This is a genomic window from Bradyrhizobium ottawaense, assembly GCF_002278135.3.
Classification (GTDB): Bacteria; Pseudomonadota; Alphaproteobacteria; order Rhizobiales; family Xanthobacteraceae; genus Bradyrhizobium; species Bradyrhizobium ottawaense.
Genome location: NZ_CP029425.2, coordinates 4,102,892 through 4,128,090 on the forward strand (window position 1 = coordinate 4,102,892; position 25,199 = coordinate 4,128,090).

At 65.8% G+C, this 25,199-nt stretch carries 26 protein-coding genes; 15 read left to right on the forward strand and 11 right to left on the reverse strand.

Going from position 1 to position 25,199, the window contains the following annotated elements; translation table 11 throughout:
- Positions 1-6: 6 nt before the first annotated feature.
- Positions 7-171: a Flp family type IVb pilin gene (locus tag CIT37_RS19620; RefSeq protein WP_018320265.1), complete on the forward strand. Its 165-nt coding sequence runs from the start codon at positions 7-9 to the stop codon at positions 169-171.
- Here the strand turns inward: CIT37_RS19620 and CIT37_RS19625 are convergent.
- Both CIT37_RS19625 and CIT37_RS19630 read right to left on the reverse strand, forming a co-directional pair.
- On the reverse strand, positions 152-1,351 hold the full coding sequence (locus tag CIT37_RS19625; protein WP_095424085.1) for an MFS transporter: 1,200 nt from the start codon (positions 1,349-1,351) through the stop codon (positions 152-154). The two genes, CIT37_RS19620 and CIT37_RS19625, sit on opposite strands and share 20 nt — an antisense overlap.
- The gene (locus CIT37_RS19630; protein WP_095424306.1) at positions 1,348-2,763 is read right to left on the reverse strand and encodes an amidase; all 1,416 of its coding nucleotides are present in this window, start codon (positions 2,761-2,763) and stop codon (positions 1,348-1,350) included. Before CIT37_RS19630 ends, CIT37_RS19625 begins: the two co-directional genes overlap by 4 nt.
- Positions 2,764-2,901: 138 nt before the next feature.
- Between CIT37_RS19630 and CIT37_RS19635 the strand changes: the two genes are divergently transcribed.
- Complete coding sequence (locus CIT37_RS19635) at positions 2,902-3,495, forward strand: CGNR zinc finger domain-containing protein (RefSeq protein ID WP_028141575.1); 594 nt, start codon at positions 2,902-2,904, stop codon at positions 3,493-3,495.
- Positions 3,496-3,509: 14 nt separating this feature from the next.
- Here the strand turns inward: CIT37_RS19635 and moaC are convergent, their stop codons facing one another.
- Genes moaC through CIT37_RS19655 form a run of 4 tightly spaced genes read right to left on the reverse strand, consistent with a single transcriptional unit; the run spans position 3,510 to position 7,770 of the window.
- The gene (moaC, locus tag CIT37_RS19640) at positions 3,510-4,010 is read right to left on the reverse strand and encodes a cyclic pyranopterin monophosphate synthase MoaC (protein ID WP_095424086.1); all 501 of its coding nucleotides are present in this window, start codon (positions 4,008-4,010) and stop codon (positions 3,510-3,512) included.
- 1 nt (position 4,011) lies between these two features.
- The gene (gene trpC, locus CIT37_RS19645; protein ID WP_095424087.1) at positions 4,012-4,833 is read right to left on the reverse strand and encodes an indole-3-glycerol phosphate synthase TrpC; all 822 of its coding nucleotides are present in this window, start codon (positions 4,831-4,833) and stop codon (positions 4,012-4,014) included.
- 7 nt (positions 4,834-4,840) lie between these two features.
- A complete protein-coding gene (gene trpD, locus CIT37_RS19650; protein ID WP_095424088.1) occupies positions 4,841-5,854 on the reverse strand; it encodes an anthranilate phosphoribosyltransferase in 1,014 nt (337 codons plus the stop codon).
- Positions 5,855-5,868: 14 nt separating this feature from the next.
- Positions 5,869-7,770, reverse strand: coding sequence for a SurA N-terminal domain-containing protein (locus tag CIT37_RS19655; RefSeq protein ID WP_038971478.1), 1,902 nt, complete (start codon positions 7,768-7,770; stop codon positions 5,869-5,871).
- Positions 7,771-7,993: 223 nt separating this feature from the next.
- Between CIT37_RS19655 and tpiA the strand changes: the two genes are divergently transcribed.
- From tpiA to pyrG, 3 genes are all read left to right on the forward strand, one after another.
- Positions 7,994-8,749, forward strand: coding sequence for a triose-phosphate isomerase (gene tpiA, locus CIT37_RS19660; RefSeq protein ID WP_095424089.1), 756 nt, complete (start codon positions 7,994-7,996; stop codon positions 8,747-8,749).
- Between the two features lie 140 nt (positions 8,750-8,889).
- Positions 8,890-9,276, forward strand: a complete 387-nt coding sequence (secG, locus tag CIT37_RS19665; protein WP_018320274.1) for a preprotein translocase subunit SecG — start codon at positions 8,890-8,892, stop codon at positions 9,274-9,276.
- A 166-nt stretch (positions 9,277-9,442) separates the two neighbouring features.
- On the forward strand, positions 9,443-11,074 hold the full coding sequence (gene pyrG / locus CIT37_RS19670; protein WP_028141581.1) for a CTP synthase: 1,632 nt from the start codon (positions 9,443-9,445) through the stop codon (positions 11,072-11,074).
- Between the two features lie 4 nt (positions 11,075-11,078).
- On the opposite strand, the gene CIT37_RS19675 is transcribed toward pyrG, so the two are convergent.
- The 3 genes from CIT37_RS19675 to CIT37_RS19685 all read right to left on the reverse strand — a co-directional run bounded on the left by CIT37_RS19675 (position 11,079) and on the right by CIT37_RS19685 (position 13,892).
- On the reverse strand, positions 11,079-11,738 hold the full coding sequence (locus tag CIT37_RS19675) for a class I SAM-dependent methyltransferase (RefSeq protein WP_161966438.1): 660 nt from the start codon (positions 11,736-11,738) through the stop codon (positions 11,079-11,081).
- A gap of 106 nt (positions 11,739-11,844) precedes the next feature.
- Positions 11,845-13,221: a sensor histidine kinase gene (locus CIT37_RS19680; protein WP_038971479.1), complete on the reverse strand. Its 1,377-nt coding sequence runs from the start codon at positions 13,219-13,221 to the stop codon at positions 11,845-11,847.
- Positions 13,218-13,892 (reverse strand): response regulator, encoded by a 675-nt coding sequence (locus tag CIT37_RS19685; protein WP_028141583.1) that lies wholly within the window; start codon positions 13,890-13,892, stop codon positions 13,218-13,220. The genes CIT37_RS19680 and CIT37_RS19685 overlap by 4 nt, the downstream gene beginning before the upstream one ends.
- 196 nt (positions 13,893-14,088) lie before the next feature.
- On the opposite strand from CIT37_RS19685, the gene CIT37_RS19690 reads away from it, so the two are divergent.
- The 4 genes from CIT37_RS19690 (at position 14,089) to CIT37_RS19705 (ending at position 17,217) form a co-directional block, all read left to right on the forward strand.
- A complete protein-coding gene (locus CIT37_RS19690; RefSeq protein WP_028141584.1) occupies positions 14,089-14,415 on the forward strand; it encodes an NIPSNAP family protein in 327 nt (108 codons plus the stop codon).
- A 127-nt stretch (positions 14,416-14,542) separates the two neighbouring features.
- Entirely contained in the window at positions 14,543-15,406 is an 864-nt protein-coding gene (gene kdsA, locus CIT37_RS19695; protein ID WP_095424091.1) for a 3-deoxy-8-phosphooctulonate synthase, read from the forward strand.
- Positions 15,406-16,614 carry an MFS transporter gene (locus tag CIT37_RS19700; RefSeq protein ID WP_095424092.1) on the forward strand — a complete coding sequence of 403 codons (1,209 nt, stop codon included), beginning with the start codon at positions 15,406-15,408 and terminating at the stop codon, positions 16,612-16,614. The genes kdsA and CIT37_RS19700 overlap by 1 nt, the downstream gene beginning before the upstream one ends.
- Before the next feature lie 330 nt (positions 16,615-16,944).
- Entirely contained in the window at positions 16,945-17,217 is a 273-nt protein-coding gene (locus tag CIT37_RS19705) for a GNAT family N-acetyltransferase (RefSeq protein WP_244611252.1), read from the forward strand.
- A 68-nt stretch (positions 17,218-17,285) separates the two neighbouring features.
- Here the strand turns inward: CIT37_RS19705 and queF are convergent, their stop codons facing one another.
- Together queF and CIT37_RS19715 are read right to left on the reverse strand one after the other, a co-directional pair.
- Positions 17,286-17,738: a preQ(1) synthase gene (gene queF / locus CIT37_RS19710; RefSeq protein WP_038949812.1), complete on the reverse strand. Its 453-nt coding sequence runs from the start codon at positions 17,736-17,738 to the stop codon at positions 17,286-17,288.
- Positions 17,739-17,892: 154 nt separating this feature from the next.
- Positions 17,893-18,870 carry a virginiamycin B lyase family protein gene (locus tag CIT37_RS19715; protein ID WP_095424093.1) on the reverse strand — a complete coding sequence of 326 codons (978 nt, stop codon included), beginning with the start codon at positions 18,868-18,870 and terminating at the stop codon, positions 17,893-17,895.
- A 176-nt stretch (positions 18,871-19,046) separates the two neighbouring features.
- On the opposite strand from CIT37_RS19715, the gene eno reads away from it, so the two are divergent.
- The 6 genes from eno to CIT37_RS19745 all read left to right on the forward strand — a co-directional run bounded on the left by eno (position 19,047) and on the right by CIT37_RS19745 (position 25,195).
- A complete protein-coding gene (gene eno, locus CIT37_RS19720) occupies positions 19,047-20,330 on the forward strand; it encodes a phosphopyruvate hydratase (RefSeq protein ID WP_095424094.1) in 1,284 nt (427 codons plus the stop codon).
- A 44-nt stretch (positions 20,331-20,374) separates the two neighbouring features.
- Positions 20,375-21,508, forward strand: a complete 1,134-nt coding sequence (locus CIT37_RS19725) for a zinc-binding dehydrogenase (RefSeq protein ID WP_028141591.1) — start codon at positions 20,375-20,377, stop codon at positions 21,506-21,508.
- 112 nt (positions 21,509-21,620) lie between these two features.
- Entirely contained in the window at positions 21,621-22,619 is a 999-nt protein-coding gene (locus CIT37_RS19730; protein ID WP_095424095.1) for an MBL fold metallo-hydrolase, read from the forward strand.
- Between the two features lie 296 nt (positions 22,620-22,915).
- On the forward strand, positions 22,916-23,467 hold the full coding sequence (locus CIT37_RS19735) for an NADPH-dependent FMN reductase (protein ID WP_028141593.1): 552 nt from the start codon (positions 22,916-22,918) through the stop codon (positions 23,465-23,467).
- A gap of 237 nt (positions 23,468-23,704) precedes the next feature.
- Positions 23,705-24,022 carry an FtsB family cell division protein gene (locus CIT37_RS19740; protein ID WP_028141594.1) on the forward strand — a complete coding sequence of 106 codons (318 nt, stop codon included), beginning with the start codon at positions 23,705-23,707 and terminating at the stop codon, positions 24,020-24,022.
- A 213-nt stretch (positions 24,023-24,235) separates the two neighbouring features.
- Entirely contained in the window at positions 24,236-25,195 is a 960-nt protein-coding gene (locus CIT37_RS19745; RefSeq protein ID WP_161966439.1) for a helix-turn-helix domain-containing protein, read from the forward strand.
- Positions 25,196-25,199: the final 4 nt, after the last annotated feature.

Genomic DNA, 25,199 nt, shown 5'->3' on the forward strand with positions numbered 1-25,199 from the left:
GCAACGATGAAGAACACCCTGAAGAACTTCCTTGCCGACGAGCGTGGGGCAACCGCGATCGAGTACGGCCTGATCGCGGCCGGCATCGCGCTGGCCATCATCACCGTCGTGAACGGCATGGGCGCCAAGCTCAACAGCAAATTCACCGCGATCAGCGCGTCGCTGCGCTGATCGCGCGGGTGCCGCTGCGCGCCAGTATCGCCACCACGATCAGCGCCGCGACGATGTTCGCGGCGGCACTGATCAGGATCGGCATCGTGTAGCTGTGGTTGTCGTCGTAGGCGAAGCCGGCCGCGCTCGGGCCAATCAGCGTGCCGAACGCCACGCTGGTATAGAGAATGCCGATGATTCCGCCGACATTGCGTCCGCCAAAATAGTCCATGACCACAGAGGGCAGCACCGCGACCCAGCCGCCGTAGAAGATCGTCATCGCGAGCGCCATTCCGGTCAGGACCATGATCAGCGCGCGGTCGCGGCCCATCCGGTCGGCGAGTGCGCCGAGAAAGAAGCGGCCTGCGGTGCTGCCGGCCCCGATCACGCCGAGCAGCAGCACAGCGGAGGATGCCGCGACCCCGTGGTCGCGGGCATAGGGCGCGAGGTGGACGAACGGGACGAAGGCTCCGAACGAGCAGACCAGGCACGATAGGTAGAGAGCGACAAACCGCGTCGACCGGATGGCCTCGCGCACGGATGCGCCGCCGGCGTTGTTGGCGCCCGCGGCATCGCGAGGCGGATCACCGTCGGGTCCGAGCCCGCGGTGCTTCGGATCGTTCTCGATGAGCAAGGACATCCCGCCGCCCAGCACCAGCGCAATCGCGCCCAGCACCAGATAAGCGCCGCGCCAGCCCACCGAGGCGATCAGCAATGAGGCGAGCGGCGGCATCGCCAGCGTACCGAGCCCGATGCCGCTCACCGCGAGCCCGGAGGCAAAGCCGCGGCGTCTGACGAACCAGCGTTGCACCGCGCCGATGGCTGGGACATAGGCGCAGCCGACGCCGAGACCGACGCCGAGCCCGTAGGCGAGATAGACCTCGACGACGGACCGGGCAGCGCTCGCGGCGGCAAGTCCGACCGCGACCAGGATCATGCCGGCGACGGCCAGCGGACGCGAGCCAAACCGGTCGGCGAGTGGACCGCTGACGAGGCCGAGCGCGAAGTACAGAAAGCCCGCGATCGAGAACACCAGCGAGATCGAACCGCGCGAGGCGCCGAAATCGCGCTGGAGCGGCTCGAGGAATGCGCTGAACGTGTAGGCGGAGCCGAAGCCGACGAACATGACGGCAAATGCCGCCGCGACGACGAACCAGCCATGGAAAATGTTTCGCTGAGCGAGCGTGGATCGAGTGGTCAATGCTGCCTCCGCGAGGTGAGGGAAGGATGGCGGCGATGCCAGGACGTGACCCGCTGGAAGGCCGCGCCGGCGCGCACGAGCGTGGCCTCGCCCAGATGGGCGGCGACGAGTTGGAACGCGATCGGCAGTCCGTCCGCGGACGCACCACCTGGCAGCGTGATGGTGGGATGACCGGTCATGTCGAACGGGCATGTGTAGCGCTGCAGCTTCGCGATCAGATCCGGCTGTTCGCCGAGCGTCTGGATCATGGCAAGCGTCACTGGCGGGAACGGGTGCACCGGGATCAGCAGCAGGTCGATGGTCTCGAACAGCGCAGTCACCCGGCCGCGTAGCGCCAGCCGTCGCAGCAGGATCTTCTGATAGTCGAGAGCAGAGAGAGCGCGGCCGGTCTCGAGCACGGAGGCGAGGATCGGACCATACTCATCCTTGCGGGCGGGATAGGTCGCCTCGTGAGCGACCGCAGCTTCCACCGCACAGTTCGGCGTCCAGTCGGCGATCGCCTGCGTGACGTCGGGAAATCGGACATTGACGGTGTCGGCGCCAAGCGCGCTGAAAGCATCGATGGTATCCGCCAGCATGCGCTGGGTCGCAACGTCCACGTCGTCGCTGTTCCAGGCGGGATCGACGCCGATCCGCAAGCCCCGCACGTCCTGTGCGGCGGCGGCCAGATAGTCGGGGACCGGATCGACCAGCGACGTCGGGTCGGTCGGATCGTGTCCGGCGATGACGCCGAGCAGTGCGCCGGCGTCGGCGGCGCTACGGCCGATCGGTCCGACATGGTCGAGCGTCGCGGCAAGCTCGAAGGTGCCGTGGCGGCTGACGCGGCCCCAGCTCGGTTTCACTCCGGTCAGGCCGTTGGCGGCGCAGGGCCAGCGGATCGAACCGCCGGTGTCGGAGCCGAGCGAGCCGAAGCAAAGTCCGGCAGCCGTCGCGACCGCCGAGCCGCTGGACGAGATGCCCGGCCAGTAGCTTGCATTCCACGGATTCTTCGGCGGTTTCACCAGCGGATGGTGATCGGCATAGGCACCCTCGGTGAGTTGCGCCTTGCCGAGGATCACGGCGCCCGCGTTCTTGAGCCGGCGCACGACGGTTGCGTCTTCACTGGGACGAAAGTCGCGATGAAGCGTGGTGCCTGCCGCCGTCGGAACGCCCTCGGTCCAGAACAGGTCCTTGAGCGCAATCGGCACGCCATGCAGGGGCCCCCGATACCGGCCCTGCGCGATGTCGGCGTCCGCGGTTTCCGCCTCGGCCATGGCCGTTTCCGCCATCACGTGAACGTAGCTGTCGAGATCGCGGTCGATGGAATCGATCCGGTCAAGTTGCGCGCGCGTCACCTCCAGCGCCGAGATTTCGCGCGCCTTGAGGCGTGCCGCGACCGCGGTGAGTTCGAGATAGTGCAGGGCGTCGGCCACGGCTCGATTCTCCATTCCGATGATTGGAGGCGCTCGACCCCTAAGGATCGTTCGACACCAGTATAGATAAGATACAGGTGTTGCTTGCTGTCAACCGGTAAATCTGTTTTACTGGTGTTCAAAATCTTTGGAGTTCCGATGTCGAAAGAGTCGCGCAAATTCCAGGTTCCGGACGCGTTGGCGAACCTCTACGATTTCGCCAACACGCTCGATGTTCGCCACTTCACGCATTTCGGCGTGGAGCACCCGGAGAGCGATGCGCTTGGCGGCCCGAAGGACCTGGCGGACTGGATGCGGGAACGCGGCCTTGGCGCCAAGGGCGGCCATGTCACGCCCGCAATGTTCGAGACTGCGCTGAGGATGCGCGAGGCCTTGCGTGCCTATCTGCAGTGTGAGCCGAGCGAGCGGCTCCGGAACAAGAGCGTTCTCGGCACGCTCAATGACGCTCTGGCGCCGTTTCCGTTGCGGGTGGAGGCGCACGCAGGCCGTGGCGCGACGCTGTCAGCAGCGCGCGAGGATGCGCTCGCCGGCCTGTCGGCCATCGCGATCGAGCTCCATGACGCAACCCTCGTGGGAACGCTGGACCGGCTGAAGATGTGCGCGTCGGAGGAATGCCGGCGGGTGTTTTTCGACCGGTCGAAACCATCGACGCGGCGGTGGTGCATGTCGACGCTATGCGGCAACCGGATGAAGACGCGCGCTTATCGCGAGCGGCAGCGCGAGGCGAAATAGAGCGGATTGCGCAGTCAGGCGCGGTAGTGGCCGGACTTGCCGCCGAGCTTCTCGACCAGATGGATGCCCTCGATGCGCACGCCGCGCTCCACCGCCTTGATCATGTCGTAGATGGTGAGGCAGGCGACCGAGACGGCCGTGAGGGCCTCCATCTCGACGCCGGTCGGACCCGTTACCTTGACGCTGGCGCGGACGAGGCAGCCCGGCAGTTTTGCGTCGGGCTCGATGTCGAGCGTCACCTTCGACAGCGCCAGCGGATGGCAGAGCGGAATCAGCTCCGAGGTGCGCTTGGCGGCCATGATGCCGGCGATGCGGGCGGTGCCTAGCACGTCGCCTTTCTTGGCATTGCCGGATACGATCAGATCGAGCGTCGCCTTGGTCATGACGACCCGGCCTTCCGCGACCGCAAGCCGCTCGGTCGCCGGCTTGTCCGACACGTCGACCATGCGCGCCTCGCCGGAGGCGCCGATATGGGTGAGGGCCGGGACGGCATTCTTGGCCGGATTACGCGCCATATCAGCGCGTGCCCGTCGCGCGCGCCGTCGTCTCGCGCGCGAGCAGCGTCCGCGTCGCGGCGGTGACGTCGGCCTGCCGCATCAGGCTCTCGCCGACCAGGAAGGTCGACATGCCGACGCGCTCGAGCCGGGCGAGATCGGCGGGCGTGAAGATGCCGCTTTCGCCGACCATCAGCCGATCCCCGGGGATCAGCGGCGCCAGGGTCTCGCTGGTCGCGAGCGTGGTCTCGAAGGTGCGCAGGTTGCGGTTATTGACGCCGATCATGGGCGAGCGGAGCTTGAGCGCGCGGTCGAGCTCGGCGCGGTCGTGGATCTCGATCAGCACATCCATGCCGTAGGCGAGCGCGGCGTCCTCGAGGTCTTTTGCCGTGGCATCATCGAGCGCGGCCATGATGATCAGGATGCAATCGGCGCCGTGCGCGCGCGCTTCGGTCACCTGGTAGGTGTCGAACATGAAATCCTTGCGCAGCACCGGAAGTGCCGTCGCTGCACGCGCCGCCACCATGAAGTCGAGATGGCCCTGGAACGAGGGCGTGTCGGTCAGCACCGACAGGCAGGCCGCGCCGCCGGCCTCATACGCCTTGGCGAGCTGGGGCGGATCGAAATCGGCGCGGATCAGCCCCTTCGACGGCGAGGCCTTTTTCACCTCCGCGATCAGCGCGTAGTCGCCATTGGCGTGCTTGGCCTTGATCGCGCGCACGAAGCCGCGCGGTGCGGCTTGCGCCTTGGCCTTCGCCTCGACCGCCGACAGCGGCTGCGCGCGCTTGGCGGCGGCGATCTCTTCGCGCTTGTAGGCTTCGATCTTGGTCAGGATGTCCGACATGTCAGGCTCAGCCGTTTGAGATCGCGATCAGGTGCTTCAGCTTCGCGTTGGCGGCACCGCTGTCGATCGATTTCATGCCGATCGCGACGCCCTCCTTGAGGTCCTTGGCGCGGCCGGCCACGACCAGCGCGGCGGCGGCGTTCATCAGCGCGACGTCGCGGTAGGCGCTCGGCTTGCCGTCGAGCACGCTCTGCAGGGCGATTGCATTGGCGTCGGCGTCACCGCCTTTGAGCGCACCGGCCTCGCAGCGCGGCAGGCCCGCGTCCTCCGGCGTCACCTCGAAATTGCGGATTTCGCCATTGTGGAGCGCGGAGACGAAGGTCGGGCCGGTGAGGGTGATCTCGTCGAGACCATCGGAGCCGTGCACCACCCAGGCGGATTCGGAGCCGAGGTTCTTCAGCACCTGCGCCAGCGGCTGCACCCATTGCCGCGAAAACACGCCGACCATCTGCCGCTTCACGCCGGCCGGGTTGGACAGGGGGCCGAGCAGATTGAAGATCGTGCGTGTCGCAAGCTCGACCCGGGTCGGGCCGACGTTCTTCATGGCCGGGTGATGGGCGGGAGCGAACATGAAGCCGATGCCGCATTCGCGCAGGCAGTGGCCGACCTGATCGGGCCTGAGGTCGATTTTCACCCCGAGCGAGGCCAGCACGTCGGCGGCGCCCGAGCGCGACGACAGCGCGCGGTTGCCGTGCTTGGCCACCGGCACGCCGGCGCCCGAGACGATGAAGGAGGCGCAGGTCGAGACATTGACCGAGCCGGAGCCGTCGCCGCCGGTGCCGACGATGTCGACGGCTTCAGGCGGTGCCGTCACGCTCAGCATCTTGGAACGCATCGCCGTAACGGCGCCGGTGATCTCGTCCACGGTTTCGCCGCGCACCCGCAGCGCCATCAACAGGCCACCCATCTGCGAGGGCGTGGCCTCGCCCGACATCATGGCGTCGAAGGCGGAAGCCGCTTCCTCGCGCGACAGGCTGGCGCCGGTCGCCACTTTTCCAATGATCGATTTCAGGTCGTCCATCGCGTGCTTTCAACTTACTGCTGGTTCGCGCCGGTCACCTGCGCGAAGGCGGCCTGATTAATGGTGGTCCCGATGTCGGTTTCAAGCTTGTTGACGTAGGAAGCGACCTGCTCCTCGGTCTGGGCACGGTCGAGGCTTTCCTTCAGCTTCTTGACCGCGTCGGAGGCGGCGTCGACCGCGGGTTCGACGATGTCGGTGACGCGGAACACGATCACCTCGGTGCCCCCCGTCACCGGCGTCTGTCCGACGCCGTCCTTGGCGGTGCGGAAGGCAGCCGCCACGACGGCTGCGGGCACGCTGGCGGGCGTATCGTCGCGCTTGAAGCCGGTTGCTGTCTCGACCTTGGCGCCGATCGCTGCGGCTTCATCGGCAAGCTTGCCGCCTGCTTCGAGCTTCTGCACCATCTCGGTCGCCTTGGCCTTGAGCTTGGTGGCGATCTGGTCCTGGCGCCAGCGCGCCTCGACCTGGTCGCGGACCTCGTCCAGATTGCGGTCGCGCGACGGCGTGATGGCGAGCACGTCGTACCAGACATAGCCGCCCTTGAACGAAATCGAGTCGTTGTCGACGCCGACATCGGTGTTGAAGGCTTGCGACACCACGTCGAGGCCCTGCGGAATGTTGGCGACCGGCTGGCCATTGGGGGCGCGGCCGGAGCGGTCGACCGCGTCGATGGTCACGGCGGTGAGGCCGAGCTTCTGCGCCGCGTCGATCACGCTGGCGCCTCCGCCGCGCTCGTCTTCCATCTTGTCGCGGAGATCGGCGACCTTGACGCGCGCACGCTCGGTGGCGATCTCGCGCTTGATGTCGCCGGCAAGGCTGGCGTAGTCCGCCTCTTTGCCCGGCTCGATCTTGTCGACCCTGACGATTGCGACGCCAAGCCCGCCCTGGATCGGCTGGCTGATCTCGCCGGCGGGAAGCGCGAAGGCGGCATCGCCGACGGCGGCAGCGAGCGAAGACTTGGTCACGAGGCCGAGGTCGACGTCGGAGGCGCTCAGCCCGCGCTCCTTGCCGAGATCCTCGAACGACATTCCGCCGACGAGGCGCTCGCGTGCGGCCTGCGCGTCGGTCACGTTGGGAAACACGATCTGCTGGATTTGGCGCTTCTCCGGCGTGCCGAGCCGGTCCTTGCGCTGCTCGAACACCTTCTTGGCGTCCTCGTCGGAGACCTCGCTCCACTTGCCGATGTCTTCCGGCGAGACCACGACGAAGGAGATCTTGCGGTATTCGGGCGCGCGGAACTGGACCTTATGATCCTCGAAATAGGCGGCGAGCGTCTCGGGCGAGGGCGCGTCGATCTGGCCGGCCTGGGCGGCGTCGAGCCTGACGAATTCGATGGCGCGCTGCTCGTTCTGGAAGCGCGTCAGCACGTCGATCATGGCCTTCGGCGGCTCGAGGCCGGCGCCGATCGTGCCGGTAATCTGCCGGCGCAGCGACACCTTGCGCTGCTCGGCGACGTAGCGCTGCTCGGTATAGCCGAAATTGCGGATCACGGCCTGGAACCGGTTCGCATCGAAGCTGCCGCCGACGCCCTTGAAGTTGGGGTCGTTCATGATGACCTGGCGGATCTGGTCGTCGGACTGGCCGAGCCCGAGCCGGCGCGCCTCTTCGTCGAGGGCGGCTTCAGCGATCGTCTGCTGCAGCACCTGGCGGTCGAGGCCGAAGGCACGCGCCTGGTCGGGCGTCAGCGGACGGCCGAACTGGCGGCTGATCTGTTGCAGGCGGTCCGTGTAGATCTGGCGGAACTCGTTCAACGAAATCTCGGTGCTGCCGATCTTGGCCACCGTGGACTGCCCGAAGCCCTTGAAGATGTCGGCGATGCCCCAAATGCCGAAACTGACGATCAACACGCCCATCACCACGGCCATAATGGTCTTGCCGAGCCAGTTTGATGAGGCCTTGCGCATTCCTCGAAGCATTTGGTCCAACTTGTTTGAGCAGGAGGGGAACGGGAGCGCGTCTTAATGCAGATTCAGCAAAAGCGCGTCACCAAATTGATCAATCATCATAAAGTGGTGGCTTTCCCCCCGCAACCTCGGGTCCGGCGACCGTTTGCGGCTGCGGTTAAAAGCCTCTGGTCTCTGGAACTGCAGCAGGTCCTCTGCTAGCGCATGCACAAACCTCATTTTGCTGGAAATTGACATGACCGACGCCATCCGCCCCCTGATCGCCGGCAATTGGAAAATGAACGGCCTGAAGGCCCAGGCTGCCGAGTTCGACGCCATGCTCGACGGTGCGGCCGGGGTGAGCGGCAAGGCCGATCTGCTGGTCTGCCCGCCTGCGACCCTGATTGCCACCTTCGCCGACAAGGCACGCGGCAAGAAAGTCGGGGTCGGCGCCCAGGATTGCCACCCCAAGGCCTCCGGTGCCCATACCGGCGATATCGCCGCCGAAATGCTGGCTGATGCCGGGGCAACGGCCATCATCGTTGGCCATTCCGAGCGCCGCGCCGACCACGGCGAGGGCGATGCCCTGATCCGGCAGAAGGCCGAGGCCGTCTGGCGCGCCGGTGCGACGGCGATTGTCTGCATCGGCGAGAGTCAGGCCCAGCGCGACGCCGGCCAGACCCTGGACATCCTGCGCGGGCAACTCGCCGGCTCGCTGCCTGAGGGCTCGACGGCCGCGAATCTCATCGTGGCCTATGAGCCGGTCTGGGCGATCGGCACCGGGCTCACCCCCACAGCCAAGGATGTCGAGCAGATTCATGGGTTTATCCGGGAGGTCCTGACCTCCCGGTTCAAAACCGACGGGGCGAAGATGCGCATCCTCTATGGCGGCTCGGTCAAGCCCTCGAATGCGGCCGAGCTGATGGCGGTCAAGAACGTCAACGGCGCCCTGGTCGGCGGCGCCAGCCTGAAGGCGGCTGATTTCCTTGCGATCGCCAAGGGCTGCCCCTAGCTAACCTCAAAGCGGCTGATCCGGACCTGATCGGGGGTGGCAATGCCCCCTCTGATCGTGTAACACCGCGCAACTTCAGGAAACCCGCGAAGCGCGATCGGCCGCCGTCAGGCGCCGCCCGCTTGTGACGGAAGGACACTATGCAGACCGTTGTCATCGTCATCCACCTCATGATCGTCGCCGTCATGATCGGCGCCGTCCTGCTCCAGAAGTCGGAAGGCGGCGGCCTCGGCATGGGCGGCGGCGCAGGCTTCATGTCGAGCCGCGGCACCGCGAACCTCTTGACGCGGACCACAGCGATCCTCGCCGCTGGCTTCTTCCTCACCAGCATGTTCCTGTCCTGGCATGCGGGCTACAGCCGCGCGCCGTCGTCGATCATTGGCACGCCGGCGTCGCAGGGCCAGCCGGCCGGCGGATCGCCGATCGCGCCGCCGACCTCGGGCGGCATCCTGGATTCGCTGAAGAAGGCCGACGAGCAGCAGCAGGCGCCGGCTCCGAGCGGCCCGCAGGTGCCTCGTTCGCAATAAAGCAGGGGGGCCATGCAGGGCGGTGGCTACCCTCCTGCATCAACAATCCCCATCAAGGCACTGTCACCACTCTTAGTTTTGGCTCACCCACAGGCCCGCAGAATCTTTGGGGCGGAATACGAATCGCTTTGGCGAATCGAATTCGAGGGATTAGAGGTTAAGTCCCATGGCGCGGTACATATTCATCACCGGCGGCGTGGTTTCTTCGCTCGGCAAGGGTCTGGCTTCAGCGGCACTCGGTGCGCTGTTGCAAGCCCGGGGCTACAAGGTCCGCCTCCGCAAGCTCGACCCCTATCTCAACCTCGATCCCGGAACGATGTCGCCGTATCAGCACGGCGAAGTGTTCGTGACCGATGACGGCGCGGAGACCGATCTCGATCTCGGTCACTACGAGCGCTTCACCGGCCGTCCTGCGACCAAGCAGGACAACATCACCACGGGACGCATCTACCAGGACATCATCTCCAAGGAGCGCCGCGGCGATTATCTCGGCGCGACCATCCAGGTGGTTCCGCACGTCACCAACGCCATCAAGGAATTCGTCCTCTCCGGCAACGACGATTACGACTTCGTGCTGGTCGAGATCGGCGGCACCGTCGGCGACATCGAGGGCCTGCCGTTCTTCGAGGCGATCCGCCAGCTCAAGAACGAATTGCCGCGCGATCACGCCATCTACATTCACCTCACGCTCCTGCCTTACATTCCGAGCGCCGGTGAGTTGAAGACCAAGCCGACGCAGCACTCCGTGAAGGAGCTGCGCTCGATCGGCATCCAGCCGGACATCCTGCTCTGCCGCACCGACCGCGAGATCCCGAAGGAAGAGCGGCGCAAGCTGGGGCTGTTCTGTAACGTGCGCGAAAGCGCCGTGATCGAGGCGCGCGACGCCGACAGCATCTACGCCGTGCCCGAAGCCTATCACGCGGCAGGCCTCGACGACGAAGTGCTTGCCGCCTTCGGTATCGAAGCGCGCATCCCGCCGGTGCTCAAGAGCTGGCACCAGATCAACGAACGCATCCGCAATCCCGAGGGCGACGTGACCATCGCCATCGTCGGCAAATATACCGGCATGAAGGATGCGTATAAGTCGCTGATCGAGGCGCTCTCGCATGGCGGCATCGCCAACAAGGTCAAGGTCAACCTCGACTGGATCGAGAGCGAGATCTTCGAGAAGGAAGATCCCGCGCCGTTCCTCGAGCACGTCAACGGCATCCTGGTGCCCGGCGGCTTCGGTCAGCGCGGTGCGGAAGGCAAGATCCGCGCGGCGCAGTTCGCGCGCGAACGCGACGTGCCTTATTTCGGCATCTGCTTCGGCATGCAGATGGCGGTGATCGAGGCCGCACGAAATCTCGTCGGCATCGAGGACGCCAATTCCACCGAGTTCGGCCCGACCAAGGAGCCGCTGGTCGGCCTGATGACGGAGTGGCTGCGCGGCAACGAGCTCGAGAAGCGCTCGCAGGCCGGCGATCTCGGCGGCACCATGCGGCTCGGCGCTTATCCCGCTGCGCTCAACCGCGGCAGCCGCGTCTCGCAGGTCTATGGCGGCGCGACCGAGATTTCCGAGCGCCACCGCCATCGCTACGAGGTCAACACCGCCTACAAGGCCCGCCTCGAGCAGCACGGTTTGAAATTCTCAGGCCTGTCGCCCGACGGCGTGCTGCCTGAGATCGTCGAGTACGAGGACCATCCCTGGTTCATCGGCGTCCAGTTCCACCCCGAGCTGAAGTCGCGGCCGTTCGAGCCGCATCCGCTGTTCGCCTCGTTCATTCAGGCGGCGATGGTGCAGAGCCGGCTGGTCTGACGGCTCAGCGCGCGGCGGAGTAGTCGCGCGCGCGCTGCATCGGCTCCGGCGCGGCCCGTGCGGATTCAGGCGCAACCGATCCCGCGACGATCTTCATCTGCGGCCGCCGCGTCAGCCTGTAGACGGCGGCAGGTGGCACGTTCAGCAAGGCGCGATCGACGAGCTTGGCGCGCAGGCCGAGCCGATCGAGCACGGGCCGCGGCACCGGGCAGCTCATGCCGTAGGTGAACTGGTAGAAGGCGCCGCCAGGGCGGACATAGCTGAAAGCGCCACCGATGATCGAGACGACCTTGCGCGTTGACATATTGAGCAGCGGCAGGCCGCTCACGACGGCGCCGACGGTAGCGCCATCATAGAGGCGCTCGGTCGCAAGCCGGCCTGCGTCCATCCACAGCACGCGCGCCCCGGGAAAGCGCATCTGCAGGAGCTTCATGAAGTCGGAGCCGTATTCGATCAGCGTGAGGTCCTGCGGACGGACGCCGCGCTTGAGCAGCTTGTAGGTGAACGCGCCGGTGCCGGGACCGAGCTCGAGGATCGGACCCGTCGTTGCGCTGATCTCGCGCGTGATGAGATCGGCGAGCGCCGCACCCGACGGTGCGACCGCGCCAACCCGACGCGGGGACGACATCCAGGACAGGAAGAAGGAAAGAAAATCGTTGGGCATGCGCACTCCGGAATCTTGCTTTGCACCTCAATGAGGTGCGACGCATGCAGTGTCGCGGGAGCGCATTGCGACAGCATTGCGCTGACCTGTGCGAATGCGAATTGAATCAGCTCTGCCGCATTTCCGGCAGCGTCATCCGGAAACAGGCGCCGCCCTCCGGTCCGTCCGCGACCGAAACGTGGCCGCCATGCAGCTGCACGATCTCGCGCACCATGTTGAGGCCGAGGCCGGCACCGCGATCGAGCGGCGTCAGCCGGTAGAACGGCTCGAAGATCTGCTCGCGCTGACCGGCGGGAATGCCAGCGCCTTCGTCCGCGACCTCGATGCTCGCAGGCCTGCTGACGCGAATCCCGATCGTGCCGCGGCGCGGGCCGTGCTGGATTGCATTCTGCACGAGATTGGTCAGCGCGCGCTCCAGCGCCGCCGCATCGCCGATGGTCTCGATCGGTGTCGCCGGCGCGTCGAGGGCCAGCTCGTAGCCGGCGGCAATCGCCAGCGGCGCGAGATCGGCGCCGACGCTTTGCGCAACGGTGACGAGATTGACGCGCGTGAAGGGATGGCCGCAGCGGTCGATCCGCTGGATATCGAGCAATTGTTCGGCGAGCGTCGCCAGCCGCGCGGAATCCTCCAGCAGACGGGTCTTGTCCGGCCCAGGGGCCAGTGACTCCAGCCGGGTGTTCAGGATCGCGATCGGCGTACGAAGCTCGTGCGCGGCGTCGGCGACGAAGCGTTTGTGGCGGGCATAACCCTGGTCGAGCCGCGCCAGCGCGTCGTTGATCGCGCTCACGAGCGGCATGACCTCCAGCGGGATGCGCTCCACCGGCAGCCGCGCGCCGCGCTGATGGATGTCGATGCGCCGCGCCTCGTCCGCTGCGCTATCGAGCCCCCTGAACGCGCGCCGCACGATCATCGGCGTGGCGATGAACGTCGCCGTTCCCATCAGCAGCAGGCCGGGCAGGGCGATGCCGAGGAACGCAAGTGATGTCATGTACAGCGCCCTGGCGCCGGTCAGACGTCCTTGTGTCGCCGTGATGACCTGCACGTTGCCCGCATCGGTGTCGACCCGCTTCAGCCGTGCCGCCGGCTTGTGCGGATTGTCCTCGAACATCTGCCAGCCGAGCCGCGCCTGGCTGATCTGGTCGAGGCCGTTGCCGATCGCAGCGAATTCGGCCGGCACGGTGCCTTCGCTGAGCGAGTGGCCTTGCCGGTCGCGCACCAGAAACCAGAGGTCAGGTGTTTCACTGCGCAACTGCTTCAGCTCTGCGGTCGGCTGCAAGGCCAATCCGCCTTGCGCCTCGCGTGTGAGCGCGTGCTGGACGACGTCGATGACGCGGTCCTCGTCGCGCTCGGCCAGCACGAAGCCGGAGGCACAGAGCCCGGCGAGGACGACCGCAACCAGCGCGACCAGGATCGCGGCCTGAAGCGAGAGCAGGCGCCAGCTCAGCCGCGAGCGCAGGCAATAGGGATCGTCGTGCTTGCTCATATCAGCTTCTTGAGAAGATAGCCGACGCCACGGATTCCGTGGATCTCGATGCCCGCATCGGCTTCCGCGAGCTTTCGTCGGAGCCGCGACACGTGCGTGTCGAGCGCGTTCGACTGGATCTCGTCGTCGAAATTGTAGACCGCCTCTTCGAGCGCCGAGCGCAGCACGGTCCGGCCCATGCGGCGGACCAGGGCCTCGAGCACCAGCAGCTCCCGGCGCGGCAGCTCGAGCGGCACACCGTCGATGCTGGCCTCGCGGTGACTGAGGTCGAAGGCGAGGCGGCCGGCGCGGATCACATCAGGGGAGAGGCCGGCCGGCCGCCGCAGCACCGCGCGCAGCCGCGCCAGCAGCTCCTCGACGGCAAACGGTTTGGCCAGATAGTCGTCGGCGCCGCGATCGAGCCCGGCGACGCGGTCGGCGACCTCGCCGCGCGCCGTCAACACGATGATCGGCACGCCGTCGGCGCGGGCCCTCAGCTTCGGGATCAAGGCGAGACCGTCGCCATCGGGAAGCTGGCGATCGAGCAGGACGGCGGCGTGGACGTCGGCAGAAATGGCCTCCTCCGCCTCGGCGAGCGTTGGGGCATGGTCCACCACCATGTCGTAGCGCTTCAGCGCCGACGCCAGCGCGTCGGCCATTTCGGCCTCGTCCTCGACGAGCAAAATCCGCATGATCCGGCACCTCAACCTCACCCGTGCCATTCTAGCGGCCGTACCATTGCGGCAGCATTGCGGGAACCTGCCGCGACAGAGTGGCCTTGAGCGGCCCCAGCCATGCGCGGAACGCGACAGGGGCGGTCGGGCGGGGCTCAAGACACCGTCAGGGCCAGTCGTTATAACCGCCGAACTTGGTCAGGGAGGAACAAGAATGATCTACGAAATGCGCATCTATCGTTGCGTGCCGGGCCGACTGCCGGCGCTGCTCAAGCGATTCGAGACCGCGACGCTGAAGATCTGGGAGAAGCACGGCATCAAGCAGGCCGGATTCTTCACGACGCTGATCGGTGACTCCAATCAGGAGCTGACCTATTTCCTGGCCTGGGACTCGCTCGCCGAGCGCGAGAAGAAGTGGGGCGCGTTCATGACCGATCCGGATTGGATGAAAGCACGCGCCGAGAGCGAAGCGGACGGCCAGATCGTCGGCAATATCGTCAGCCAGCTCCTGACGCCGACTGCGTTCTCGGCTGTGAAGTAGGAACCTGCCGATGCAAGGGAGGCGCCGGGGAGCCCCGGCGCAACCCTGATATTCGACCGGCCCTGGCCGAATAGGGTTGATCCGACCCTCATGGCGGCTATGGTCGCGCCGAAACGAGGGATTTGCCTTGAGCTCTTCGCATTCAGCGGCGCCGGTCGTCACCATTGGCACGGTCAAGTTCGGCAATGATCTGCCGATCTCGATCATTGCAGGACCCTGCCAGCTCGAAAGCCGCCAGCATGCGCTGGAGGTCGCCTCCGCGCTCAAGGAGATCGCGGCACGGCTGAACATCGGCCTCGTCTACAAGACCTCGTTCGACAAGGCCAACCGCACCAGCGCGTCGGCGGCGCGCGGGCTGGGCCTCGCGCAGTCGCTGCCGATCTTCGCCGAAATCCGCTCCTCGCTCGGCCTGCCTGTCCTGACCGACGTGCACGATGCCGCGCAATGCGCCGAGGTGGCGCAGGCCGTGGACATCCTGCAGATCCCCGCCTTCCTCTGCCGGCAGACCGATCTGCTGCTGGCTGCCGCCGCAACCGGCAAGGTCGTCAACGTCAAGAAGGGGCAGTTCCTGGCGCCTTGGGACATGGCGAATGTCGTCACGAAGATTACCAGCGCTGATAATCCCAACGTGCTCGTCACCGAGCGCGGGGCGTCCTTCGGCTACAACACGCTGGTCTCCGACATGCGTGCGCTGCCGATCATGGCGCGGACCACCGGCGCGCCTGTCATCTTCGACGCCACTCATTCGGTGCAGCAGCCGGGCGGGAAGGGGACCTCGTCGGGCGGCGAGCGCGAATTCGTGCCGGTGCTCGCACGCGCCGCCGTGGCGGTCGGGGTCGCCGGTGTCTTCATCGAGACCCATCCCGATCCCGATCGCGCGCCGTCCGATGGGCCCAACATGGTGCCGCTGCGCGAGTTCGAGGCGCTGATCGCCAGGCTGATGGCCTTCGACGCGCTGGCCAAAGAATCTGTAAAAACCGGCCCGCGCTGATGCAGCAAGGCGAGGCGCGGCCGCACGATCAGGGCCTGCCGGCCGCCCTCTACGTCATCTCAGGTGCGAGCTTCGCCGCGGCGCTTTCGGCGCGCGCACTCGATCCGGTGTTGCCGCATGTCGCCGAGGATTTTGGCGTCAGCATTGCCACCGCCGCAGGCTTTGCGGCGGTGTTCGCCTTCACCTTCTCGATCATCCAGCCCATTGTCGGCGCCGCCGCCGATCTGTTCGGCAAGACGCGGCTGATGATAGGCTGCCTCGCGCTGCTCGGCCTTGCCAACATCCTGGGCGCGCTCTCGTCCTCGTTCTCGGTTCTGTTTGCGACCCGCATCCTCGCCGGCATCGGCTCCGGCGGCGTGTTTCCGGTGGCGCTGAGCCTGACCAGCGATCTCGTCGGGCCCGAGAAACGCCAGGTCGCGATCAGCCGCACGCTTGCCGGCGCCATGACCGGCAATCTGCTCGGCGCCTCGGCTTCCGGCCTGATCGGCGATTTTCTCGGCTGGCGCGGCGTGCTCGCGGTGCTGGGCGGGCTCGTGATCGTGGCGTCGATCGCGGTCGCTGCCGGCTTTCGCGGCGCCAAGGTCAAGCATCCGCCGAAGACGAGCCTGTCGGCGTTGAAGGCCGGCTATCGCACCATCTTCACCAACCCCAATGCCTATGTCTGCTATTCGGCGGTGTTCGTCGAAGGCTGCTGCGTGCTCGGCCTGTTTCCCTATATCGCCTCGTTCCTGTTCGAGCTCGGGCAGACCTCGCTGTCGATCGCCGGCATCGTCATCGCGGGCTTTGCGGTCGGCGGTTTGTTCTACACGCTGACGGTGTCGCGCCTGCTGCCCTGGCTGGGCATGAAGGGCATGATGATCGCGGGCATGACGCTGGTCGCCTCACAACTCGTCGCCGTGGCCTTCGGGCCGCGCTGGGAGGTCCAGGCGCTCAATCTCATCGTCATGGGCTGGGGCTTCTACATCGCCCATGGCTGTCTCCAGGTGTTTGCCAGCGAGCTCTCGGTCGAGGCGCGCGCCACCGCGCTGTCGCTGCATTCGTTCTTCTTCTTCATGGGGCAGACGGTCGGGCCGCTCGCCTATGGCTTCGGGCTCCAGCATGCCGGCAAGATGCCGACCCTGTTCGCGAGCGCTGCGATCATGGTCGTGCTGGGCTGCGTCTGCGCCCGGCTGCTCAAGCAGCGGGCGCCGGCGGATGCGCGCGTTTAAGCGCTATGGTGTGGGACTAACCAGTCAGCTATCTGTCGCCTCTGCCGCGATGGGCTGTCGGGCGAGAGGCGCCTGGTCTATTGTCCAGATTATCACCTGTGTGTCCTGCGCCATGTCAACGCAATTTGAGATCGAAGACCTTCACCGCGAGCCGAAAAGGGACGCGCTGCTCCTCCTGAACAATGCGAGCGCGCGCGAGACTTCGTTGCTCACGCCGGAGCGGTTCGACCGATTGATCGGATCGGCGCGGCTGGCGCTGTTCGTTCAACCCGACGCAGCGCTTCTGCTGGCGTTCGAACAATCCGACGACTACGACGGCGGACACTTTCTTTGGTTTCGCGGTCGGTCGACAGATTTCTCTATGTCGACCGGGTTATCGTTGCCGAGGCGTACCGGCGCCACGGTATCGGACGCTTGCTCTACGCCCATCTGCTGGAGCGCGCGGGGGAGCTCGGCCATACCCGCGTCGTTTGCGAGGTGAACCTCGATCCGCCCAACCCTGTCTCCGACAGATTCCATGCAGCCCTGGGCTTTGTCGAGGTTGGAAGGGCAACCATCGAAAACGGCGCGAAGACCGTGCGCTATCTCGCCGCCAATTTGTAGGACGAGCATGGTTGCCAGCGCCAACTTTGTCGCGTTCCAAAGCCGCGGAAAATGCGACCGGTTGGCCGCTAACCCCGCCCGCGATAGGGCGCAACGCCTTGCTCGGGCACCCACAGGCCCTTGGGCACGCGGCCGGTCTGCCAGAACACGTCGATCGGGATGCCACCGCGCGGATACCAGTAGCCGCCGATCCGCAGCCATTTCGGCTTGATCTCGCTCGCAATGCGCTTGCCGATCATGACGGTGCAGTCCTCGTGGAACGCGCCGTGATTGCGGAAGCTCGCGATGTAGAGTTTCAGCGATTTCGATTCCAGCAGCCACGCACCCGGCGCGTAGTCGATCATCAGATGCGCGAAATCCGGCTGGCCCGTGACCGGGCAGAGCGAGGTGAATTCCGGCACGGTGAAGCGCACCAGATAGTCGGTGCCCTTTTGCGGATTGGGCACGCGGTCGAGCTGGGCATCTTCCGGTGTGTGCGGCCATTCGACCGCGCGGCCGAGCTGGAGGGATTTCTTCGCCATCGTCGTCACATCCTTTGGAGCATGATCCGGACCCGAAGGGCCGCGTTAGCGCAAAGTGGGCACCGGTTTTCCGAAAGATCATGTTCAACAGAAATCGGAGCGCGACAAGATCGCGCTCCAGAGGATGCCGGGATGGACGCAAATGCCGCTGCCGTCAACCGGCGGCAATTGTCTGGATCAGCACGATGCGATCGTTGCCGGACTCGCAGCTCCAGAGTTCGCCCGGTCGGCCGTCGAGCTGGCGCACATTGGCGTTGGCCTTGTCGCTCGCGAACACGTTGAACCGCTCGGTGGCGGGATCGAAGCGGACAATCGCGTTGGCGGAGAAATCGGTCAGCCAGACCTTGTCCTTGTCGTCGACGAAGACGGCGTAGGCGCGGGGACGCTCGCCCGGCAGCTTCCAGTTCTTCCACGACCCATCGGCGGGATCGTGCACCGAGACATGGCCGCTGTTCCATTCGCTGACCCAGATCCGGCTCTTCGAATCCGACCAGACGCGCCGCGATCCCTGGCTTGGCGTTGGCGGCTCGACAACGCTGGCATGGCCGGTCGCCAGATCGATCCTGGCGATATAGCTGCCGGCAAGCGAGGCGTACCAGACCTCGCCCTTGGGCGTCACGGTGATGCCATAGGGGCCGACGCCCTTGGGCGCCCTGAACACATTCATGTCGCCGGACTTCGGCGCGAGGCGGCCGTAATAGCCGGACTGGCCGGTGAACCAGTAAGTGCCTTCCTTGTCGAACACGCCGGTGTTGAGATTGGCCGAGGCGAACTTTTCCGGCAGGCGGAACAGCGTGACCTTGAGATCGCCGGGATCGACCCGTGCGATCGCGTTCTGGCCGCCCTCGGTGATCCAGGGCGCGCCATCGGGGCCGATGGTCACGCCATGCGGAGCGGCGCCCTGACCGAGGCCGACGGTCTTGAAACTGCCATCCCGGGGATCGAGCCTGCCGAGCAAGCCCTTGCCCTGCGCCGTGAACCAGACCGAACCGTCAGGGGCGGGCGTGAGATCGTGCAGGCCGATACCGGCACGGATCGGGAAGTATTTCGTCCGGAACGGGCCCTCTTGGGCAAAACTTGGGCGAGCCACGAACAGGGCGGTGCTGGAAGCAAGAAACTGGCGGCGATTCATGGCGTTACCCCGACTGCTTGGGATTGAGGATGCACGCACAGACCCGATGCCCTCGACCTTAATCCTGGCGACTTCACGCGTCAGTCGAAGTGCCACCCTCAAGCGTTCACATTTGCTTGCGGCCCGTGTAAGACCCGCGGCGAACCGATCAGCTCCAACGAACGGAAGTGCACATCATGACCGCCATCATTGACATCATCGGCCGCGAAATCCTCGATAGCCGGGGCAATCCCACCGTCGAGGTCGATGTCGTTCTGGAGGATGGCGCGCTCGGCCGGGCCGCGGTGCCGTCGGGCGCCTCCACCGGTGCCCATGAGGCGGTGGAGCTGCGCGACGGCGACAAGGCTCGCTATCTCGGCAAGGGCGTCTCCAAGGCGGTTGGTGCCGTCAACGGCGAGATCTTCGAGGCCCTCAGTGGTCTCGATGCCGAGCAGCAGGCCCAGATCGACCAGATCATGATCGACCTCGACGGCACGCCGAACAAGAGCCGGCTCGGGGCCAACGCCATCCTTGGCGTCTCGCTCGCCTGCGCCAAGGCGGCCGCGAATTCGCTCGACATGCCGCTCTATCGGTATGTCGGCGGCACGTCGGCGCGCTTGTTGCCCGTGCCGATGATGAACATCATCAATGGCGGCGTGCACGCCGACAACCCGATCGACTTCCAGGAGTTCATGATCCTGCCGGTCGGCGCGTCCTCCTTCGCTGAAGGCCTGCGCTATGGCGCTGAAGTCTTCCACACCCTGAAGTCGGAGCTGAAGAAGGCCGGCCACAACACCAATGTCGGCGACGAGGGCGGCTTCGCCCCGAACCTGCCGTCGGCCGACGCAGCGCTGGAATTCGTGATGAACGCGATCGGTAAGGCCGGATTCAAGGCGGGCAGCGACATCGTGCTCGGGCTCGACTGCGCCTCGACCGAGTTCTTCAAGGACGGCAAATACGTCTATGAAGGCGAGGGCAAGACCCGTTCGATCTCCGAGCAGGCCAAGTACCTTGCGGACCTGGTCTCGCGCTATCCGATCGTGACTATCGAGGACGGCATGTCGGAAGACGACATGGACGGCTGGAAGGAGCTCACCGATCTCATCGGCAAGAAGTGCCAGCTCGTCGGCGACGACCTCTTCGTCACCAACGTCAAGCGCCTCGCCGACGGCATCAAGACCGGCCGCGCCAACTCGATCCTGATCAAGGTCAACCAGATCGGCACCCTGACCGAGACACTCGCCGCCGTCGAGATGGCCCACAAGGCCGGCTACACCTCGGTGATGTCGCACCGCTCCGGCGAAACCGAGGATTCCACCATCGCCGACCTCGCGGTCGCCACCAATTGCGGTCAGATCAAGACCGGCTCCCTTGCACGTTCCGACCGCACCGCCAAATACAATCAGCTCCTGCGCATCGAGCAGCAGCTCGGCAAGCAGGCACTGTACGGCGGCAAGGCGGCACTGAAAGCGCTGGCATAAGCCAGCGCTTCGACTCGAGAAAAGACGGACAGGGGAGGATCGACATGAGCGACGGCAAGACCGGACTGCAACTGCGTTCGCTGCTGAAGAAGAGTGGCGAGCTGGAATTGTCGCTCGTGAATGTCCCGACGCCGGAGCCGGCCGACGATGAGGTCGTGGTTCGCGTCGAGGCCACGCCGATCAACCCGTCCGATCTCGGCCTCCTGATCGGGCCCGCCGACATGTCCGCCGCCAAGGCGTCCGGCACGAAGGAGATGCCGGTCATCACCGCGACAATGCCGGAGGCTGCGATGCGGATGATGGGAGCCCGGCTCGATCAGTCGCTGCCGGTCGGCAACGAGGGCGCCGGCACGGTGATCGCGGCCGGATCGTCGGACGCCGCGAAGGCGCTGATCGGCAAGACGGTGTCGATGATCGGCGGCGCGATGTACACGCAGTACCGCGTGCTGAAGGTCCGCGACGTCATGGAGCTGCCGGCGGGCACCACGGCCGCCGACGGCGCGTCCTGGTTCGTCAATCCGCTGACCGCGCTCGGCATGACCGAGACGATGCGGCGGGAGGGCCACAAGGCGCTCGTGCACACGGCAGCTGCGTCCAATCTCGGCCAGATGCTCAACAAGATCTGCATCAAGGACGGCATCGGCCTCGTCAACATCGTCCGGAGCAAGGAGCAGGCCGATATCCTGCACAAGATCGGCGCCAAGCACGTCGTGGATTCCAGCGCGCCGAGCTTCACAGACGATCTCACCAATGCGCTGGTCGAGACCGGCGCCACGATCGCCTTCGACGCCATCGGCGGCGGCAAGCTGGCCAGCCAGATTCTGACCGCCATGGAAGTTGCCGCCAACAAGACGGCGAAGGAATACAGCCGCTACGGCTCCAACGTGTACAAGCAGATCTACATTTACGGCAGCCTGGACAACCGTCCGACCGAATTGAGCCGGTCGTTCGGACTGACCTGGGGCGTCGGTGGCTGGCTGCTGACGCCGTTCCTCCAGAACATCGGCCCGGCCGAGATCGGACGGTTGCGCCAGCGCGTCGCGTCCGAGCTCAAGACCACCTTCGCCAGTCACTACACCAAGGTGGTGTCGCTGACCGAGGTGCTTGATCCCGCCAACATCGCCGTGTACGCCAAACGTGCCACTGGCGAAAAATTCCTCATCAACCCAAATAAATAATCGTGATCTGCGACGGCAGGTCATCGAAGGAAGGTCTTGCCTTCTGAGCGAAGCGGGGGATTATTCCGCCGCCATTGAATGCGGAAAACCGCAAGGCTCAGAAGGGGACTCCATGACCGATCTCAATCGTCGTCATTTGCTCGCTGGCGCCGCTGCCGTCGGCGCGGCCGCAGTAACCGGCCTCCGACCGGCCGCCGTCAATGCCGCGGTGCCGCAGGCCGGGACGCAGGCGCCGGGCTTCTATCGCTACAAGGTCGGCGCTTTCGAGTGCACGTCGATCAATGACGGTGCGCGCACCTTCCCGATGCCGGATAAGTTCGTCGCCAACCTGCAGAAGGACGAGGCGCTGGCCGCCGGCGAGGCGGCCTACATGCCGAAGGGCATGGTCACGGTGCCGTTCAACCCGCAGCTCATCAACACCGGCTCCAAGCTCGTCTTGATCGACACCGGCAACGGCATTGCGAATTTCGAGGCCAGCAAGGGCGCCGTCGGGCGGACCCTGCAGAATCTCCAGGCTGCCGGCGTCGAGGCGAAGAACATTGACGTGGTGCTGCTCTCACATCTGCACCCCGATCACACCAATGGCATTCGTCTCGCCGACGGCGCGCTCGCATTCCCCAATGCGGAGATCATGGTGCCGGGCAAGGACTGGGAGTTCTGGACCAGCGAGGGCAACGCCGCCAAGGCCGAGTCCAATCCGATGATGAAGAATTACTTCGCCAACGTGAAGAAGACCTTCGCCGGCCTCGAATCCAAGGTGACCAAATACGAGTGGGGCAAGGAGGTCGCGCCGGGCATCACCTCGATCGCAACCCCGGGCCACACGCCGGGCCACACCTCGTTCGCTGTCGCGTCCGGCGATGCCAAGGTGCTGATCCAGTCCGACGTCACCAACATCCCGGAATTCTTCCTGCGCAATCCCGACTGGCACGTGATGTTCGACAACGATGCCGCGCTGGCGCAGGAGACGCGCCACAAATTCTACGACATGGCGGCGGCGGAGAAGGCGACCGTCATCGGCTTCCACTTCACGTTCCCGGCGGTCGGCCATGTCGAGAAGGACGGCGCCAAATATCGCCTGATCCCGTCGGCGTGGAATCCGACGATCTGATCGGGACCTGCAGCTTTGCGCGTACGTTCGGGCCGCCACTTGGCGGCCCGATTGTTTTGGATCGCATCCACGAGCACTGAATTGTAGCCCTGATGGAGCGCAGCATCATCCGGGACCGGCGTAGCTTGGGGCAGGGCCCTGGGTTACGCCGGCGCTCTATCCCGGCGACGGCCCAAACGTCTGCTTTCGCGAAACACAGCGTTTCCAAATCGGGCGGGTTCATGCACTTGCATCCACCGCACGAGATCGCTTAAGTGCCGTCGCGGCACTCCAGCTCTAGCCCTCAAGGACAATCCATGGCCTACAACATCGTCACGATCGCCGGCAGCCTGCGCAAGGACAGCTTTTCGCTGAAGATCGCCAATGCGCTGGCCAAGCTTGCGCCGGATACGCTCAAGCTCGAGGTCGTCACGCCGGCGGGCATCTCGTTCTTCAACCAGGACCTCGAGGGCGCGCCGCCCGCGGACTGGCTGGCCTTCCGCGACAAGCTTCAGAAGTCGGACGGCGTCATTTTCGTCACGCCGGAATACAACCGCGCGATCCCCGGCGTCCTGAAGAACGCCATCGACGTCGCCTCGAGGCCCTACGGCAAGAGCTCGTTCAACGGCAAGCCGGTCGGCATCGTCTCGAACTCTCCGGGTCCGCTCGGCGGCGTCAGCGCCGCAAAGACGCTTCAGAACATCCTGCCGGGCATTGCGGGCCCGATCATGCAGCAGCCGGAGATCTATCTGAATGCGGTCGGCGACGCCTTCGACGCCGAAGGCAACCTCACCAAGGACTCGCTGAAGCCCGTGCTCCAGGCCTATATCGACGCCTTCGCCGCGCACGTCGCCAAGCACCACGGCTGAGGCTTTTCCGCCGAAGCTTGCCCAACTCTCCGTCATGGCCGGGCAAAAGCGCGAAGCGCGTCTTCGCGCTGGATGTCCCGGCCATCCACGTCTTGGCCCCGAGCGACGAAGAACGTGGATGCCCGGGCCTTCGCCGCGCCGAAGCGGCTTCGGCCGCGCAGGCGGGACAAGCCCGGGCATGACGACGGGCAGGGGCTGATTAGCACTCCCTTAACCAACCTGTCCCATCTTCCCAAGATGGTCTCCCGCGCGCGCCTGAAATCGATCCTGACCGGTCTTGCCCTCTACGCGATGGCGGCCGCCATCGTCGGCTATTTCGGCGTCAACGCCTATACCGGCAAATACGGCCTCAACGCCCGCCAGGAGCTCGACCAGGAGATCATCGCGCTGACCAGCGAACTGGCCCAGCTCAAGCGTGAGCGCGCCAGGAGCGAGCAGCGGGTGTCGCTGCTGCGGTCCGAGCGGATCGACCCCGACATGCTGGACGAGCGGGCGCGCTTCCAGCTCGATTACGTCAATCCGCGTGATCTCGTTCGGATGATCCCGGCGAAGTAGCGTTTTCCGCAAGCTTTCGAAACCGACAGCGAAAGCCGCCGCCAAGATCCGACCACAGTGCCTTCCTCCTGCGAAGGTCGTAAGTCCGGAACCGGGCGACCGCCTTGACGGCAGTGCCGCGGCGGGGGCATGGCTTCTGTGGCTCGCCGAAGTTGACGCAGATCAAACGAGTGGCGCCGACACGATCTAGTCTGTGATCCGGAGGAAACAGTGATGAATGGGTCAATGCCCCGGCATCACGCGGCTCGCGTCGAGGCCGCCATCGCGTCAGGCCAGGCGGCACGATCCGCGCTCGTGGCCTCGTGGCGCCGTTCGTCCAGATTGCATCATCTCGATCCCGGCGGCCGCACCTCGCCGATGCGGCTGACCGAAGCCGAGCTGCACGAGGCGCGCGAGCGCATCGCGCCGCTGCTGGCCGCGGCGCAAGGCGCGATGGACCGGCTCTATCAGGCGGTCGGCGCGAGCGGGTGCTGCGTGCTGCTCGCCGACGGCGAGGGCGTGCCGGTCGATCGTCGCGGCACGGCGGCGGATGACGCGACGTTTCAATCCTGGGGCCTGTGGACCGGTGCGCTCTGGAGCGAGGAGCACGAGGGCACCAACGGCATCGGCACCTGCCTCGTCGAGCAGCGTCCGCTGACGATCGACCGCGACCAGCATTTCTTCACCCGCAACACGCTTCTGAGCTGCACCGCCGTTCCGATCTACGACCATGAGGCGGCGCTGGCGGGCGTGCTCGACGTCTCCTCCTGCCGCGCCGACCGCACCGACGCGTTTTCCAGTCTGATCGCGCTTGCGACGGGCGAGGCGGCCAAGCGTATCGAAGCCGATCTGTTCCGCAGGGCGTTCAGCCATGCCCGCATCGTGCTGACGCAAGCTGCGGACGGCCAATGCGGCGGCCTCATTGCGGTCGATGCGGACGATCTCGTGATCGGCGCGACCCGCTCCGCCCGGGCGGCGCTGGGAATCGCTCCCGGCCGGGCGTTGCAGCCGGTGCCCGCAGCCGATCTGCTCGGCGGCGAACCCGCACGCGATCATCTTGCCGGCGGCCAGCGCGCGGTGGTGCAGCGGGCGCTGCTCCGCGCCGGCGGCAATGTCTCGGCGGCCGCCAAGGCCCTCGGCGTCAGCCGCGCCACGCTGCACAGGAAGCTCAAGCGGTTCGAGCTGAACCACTAGGCCG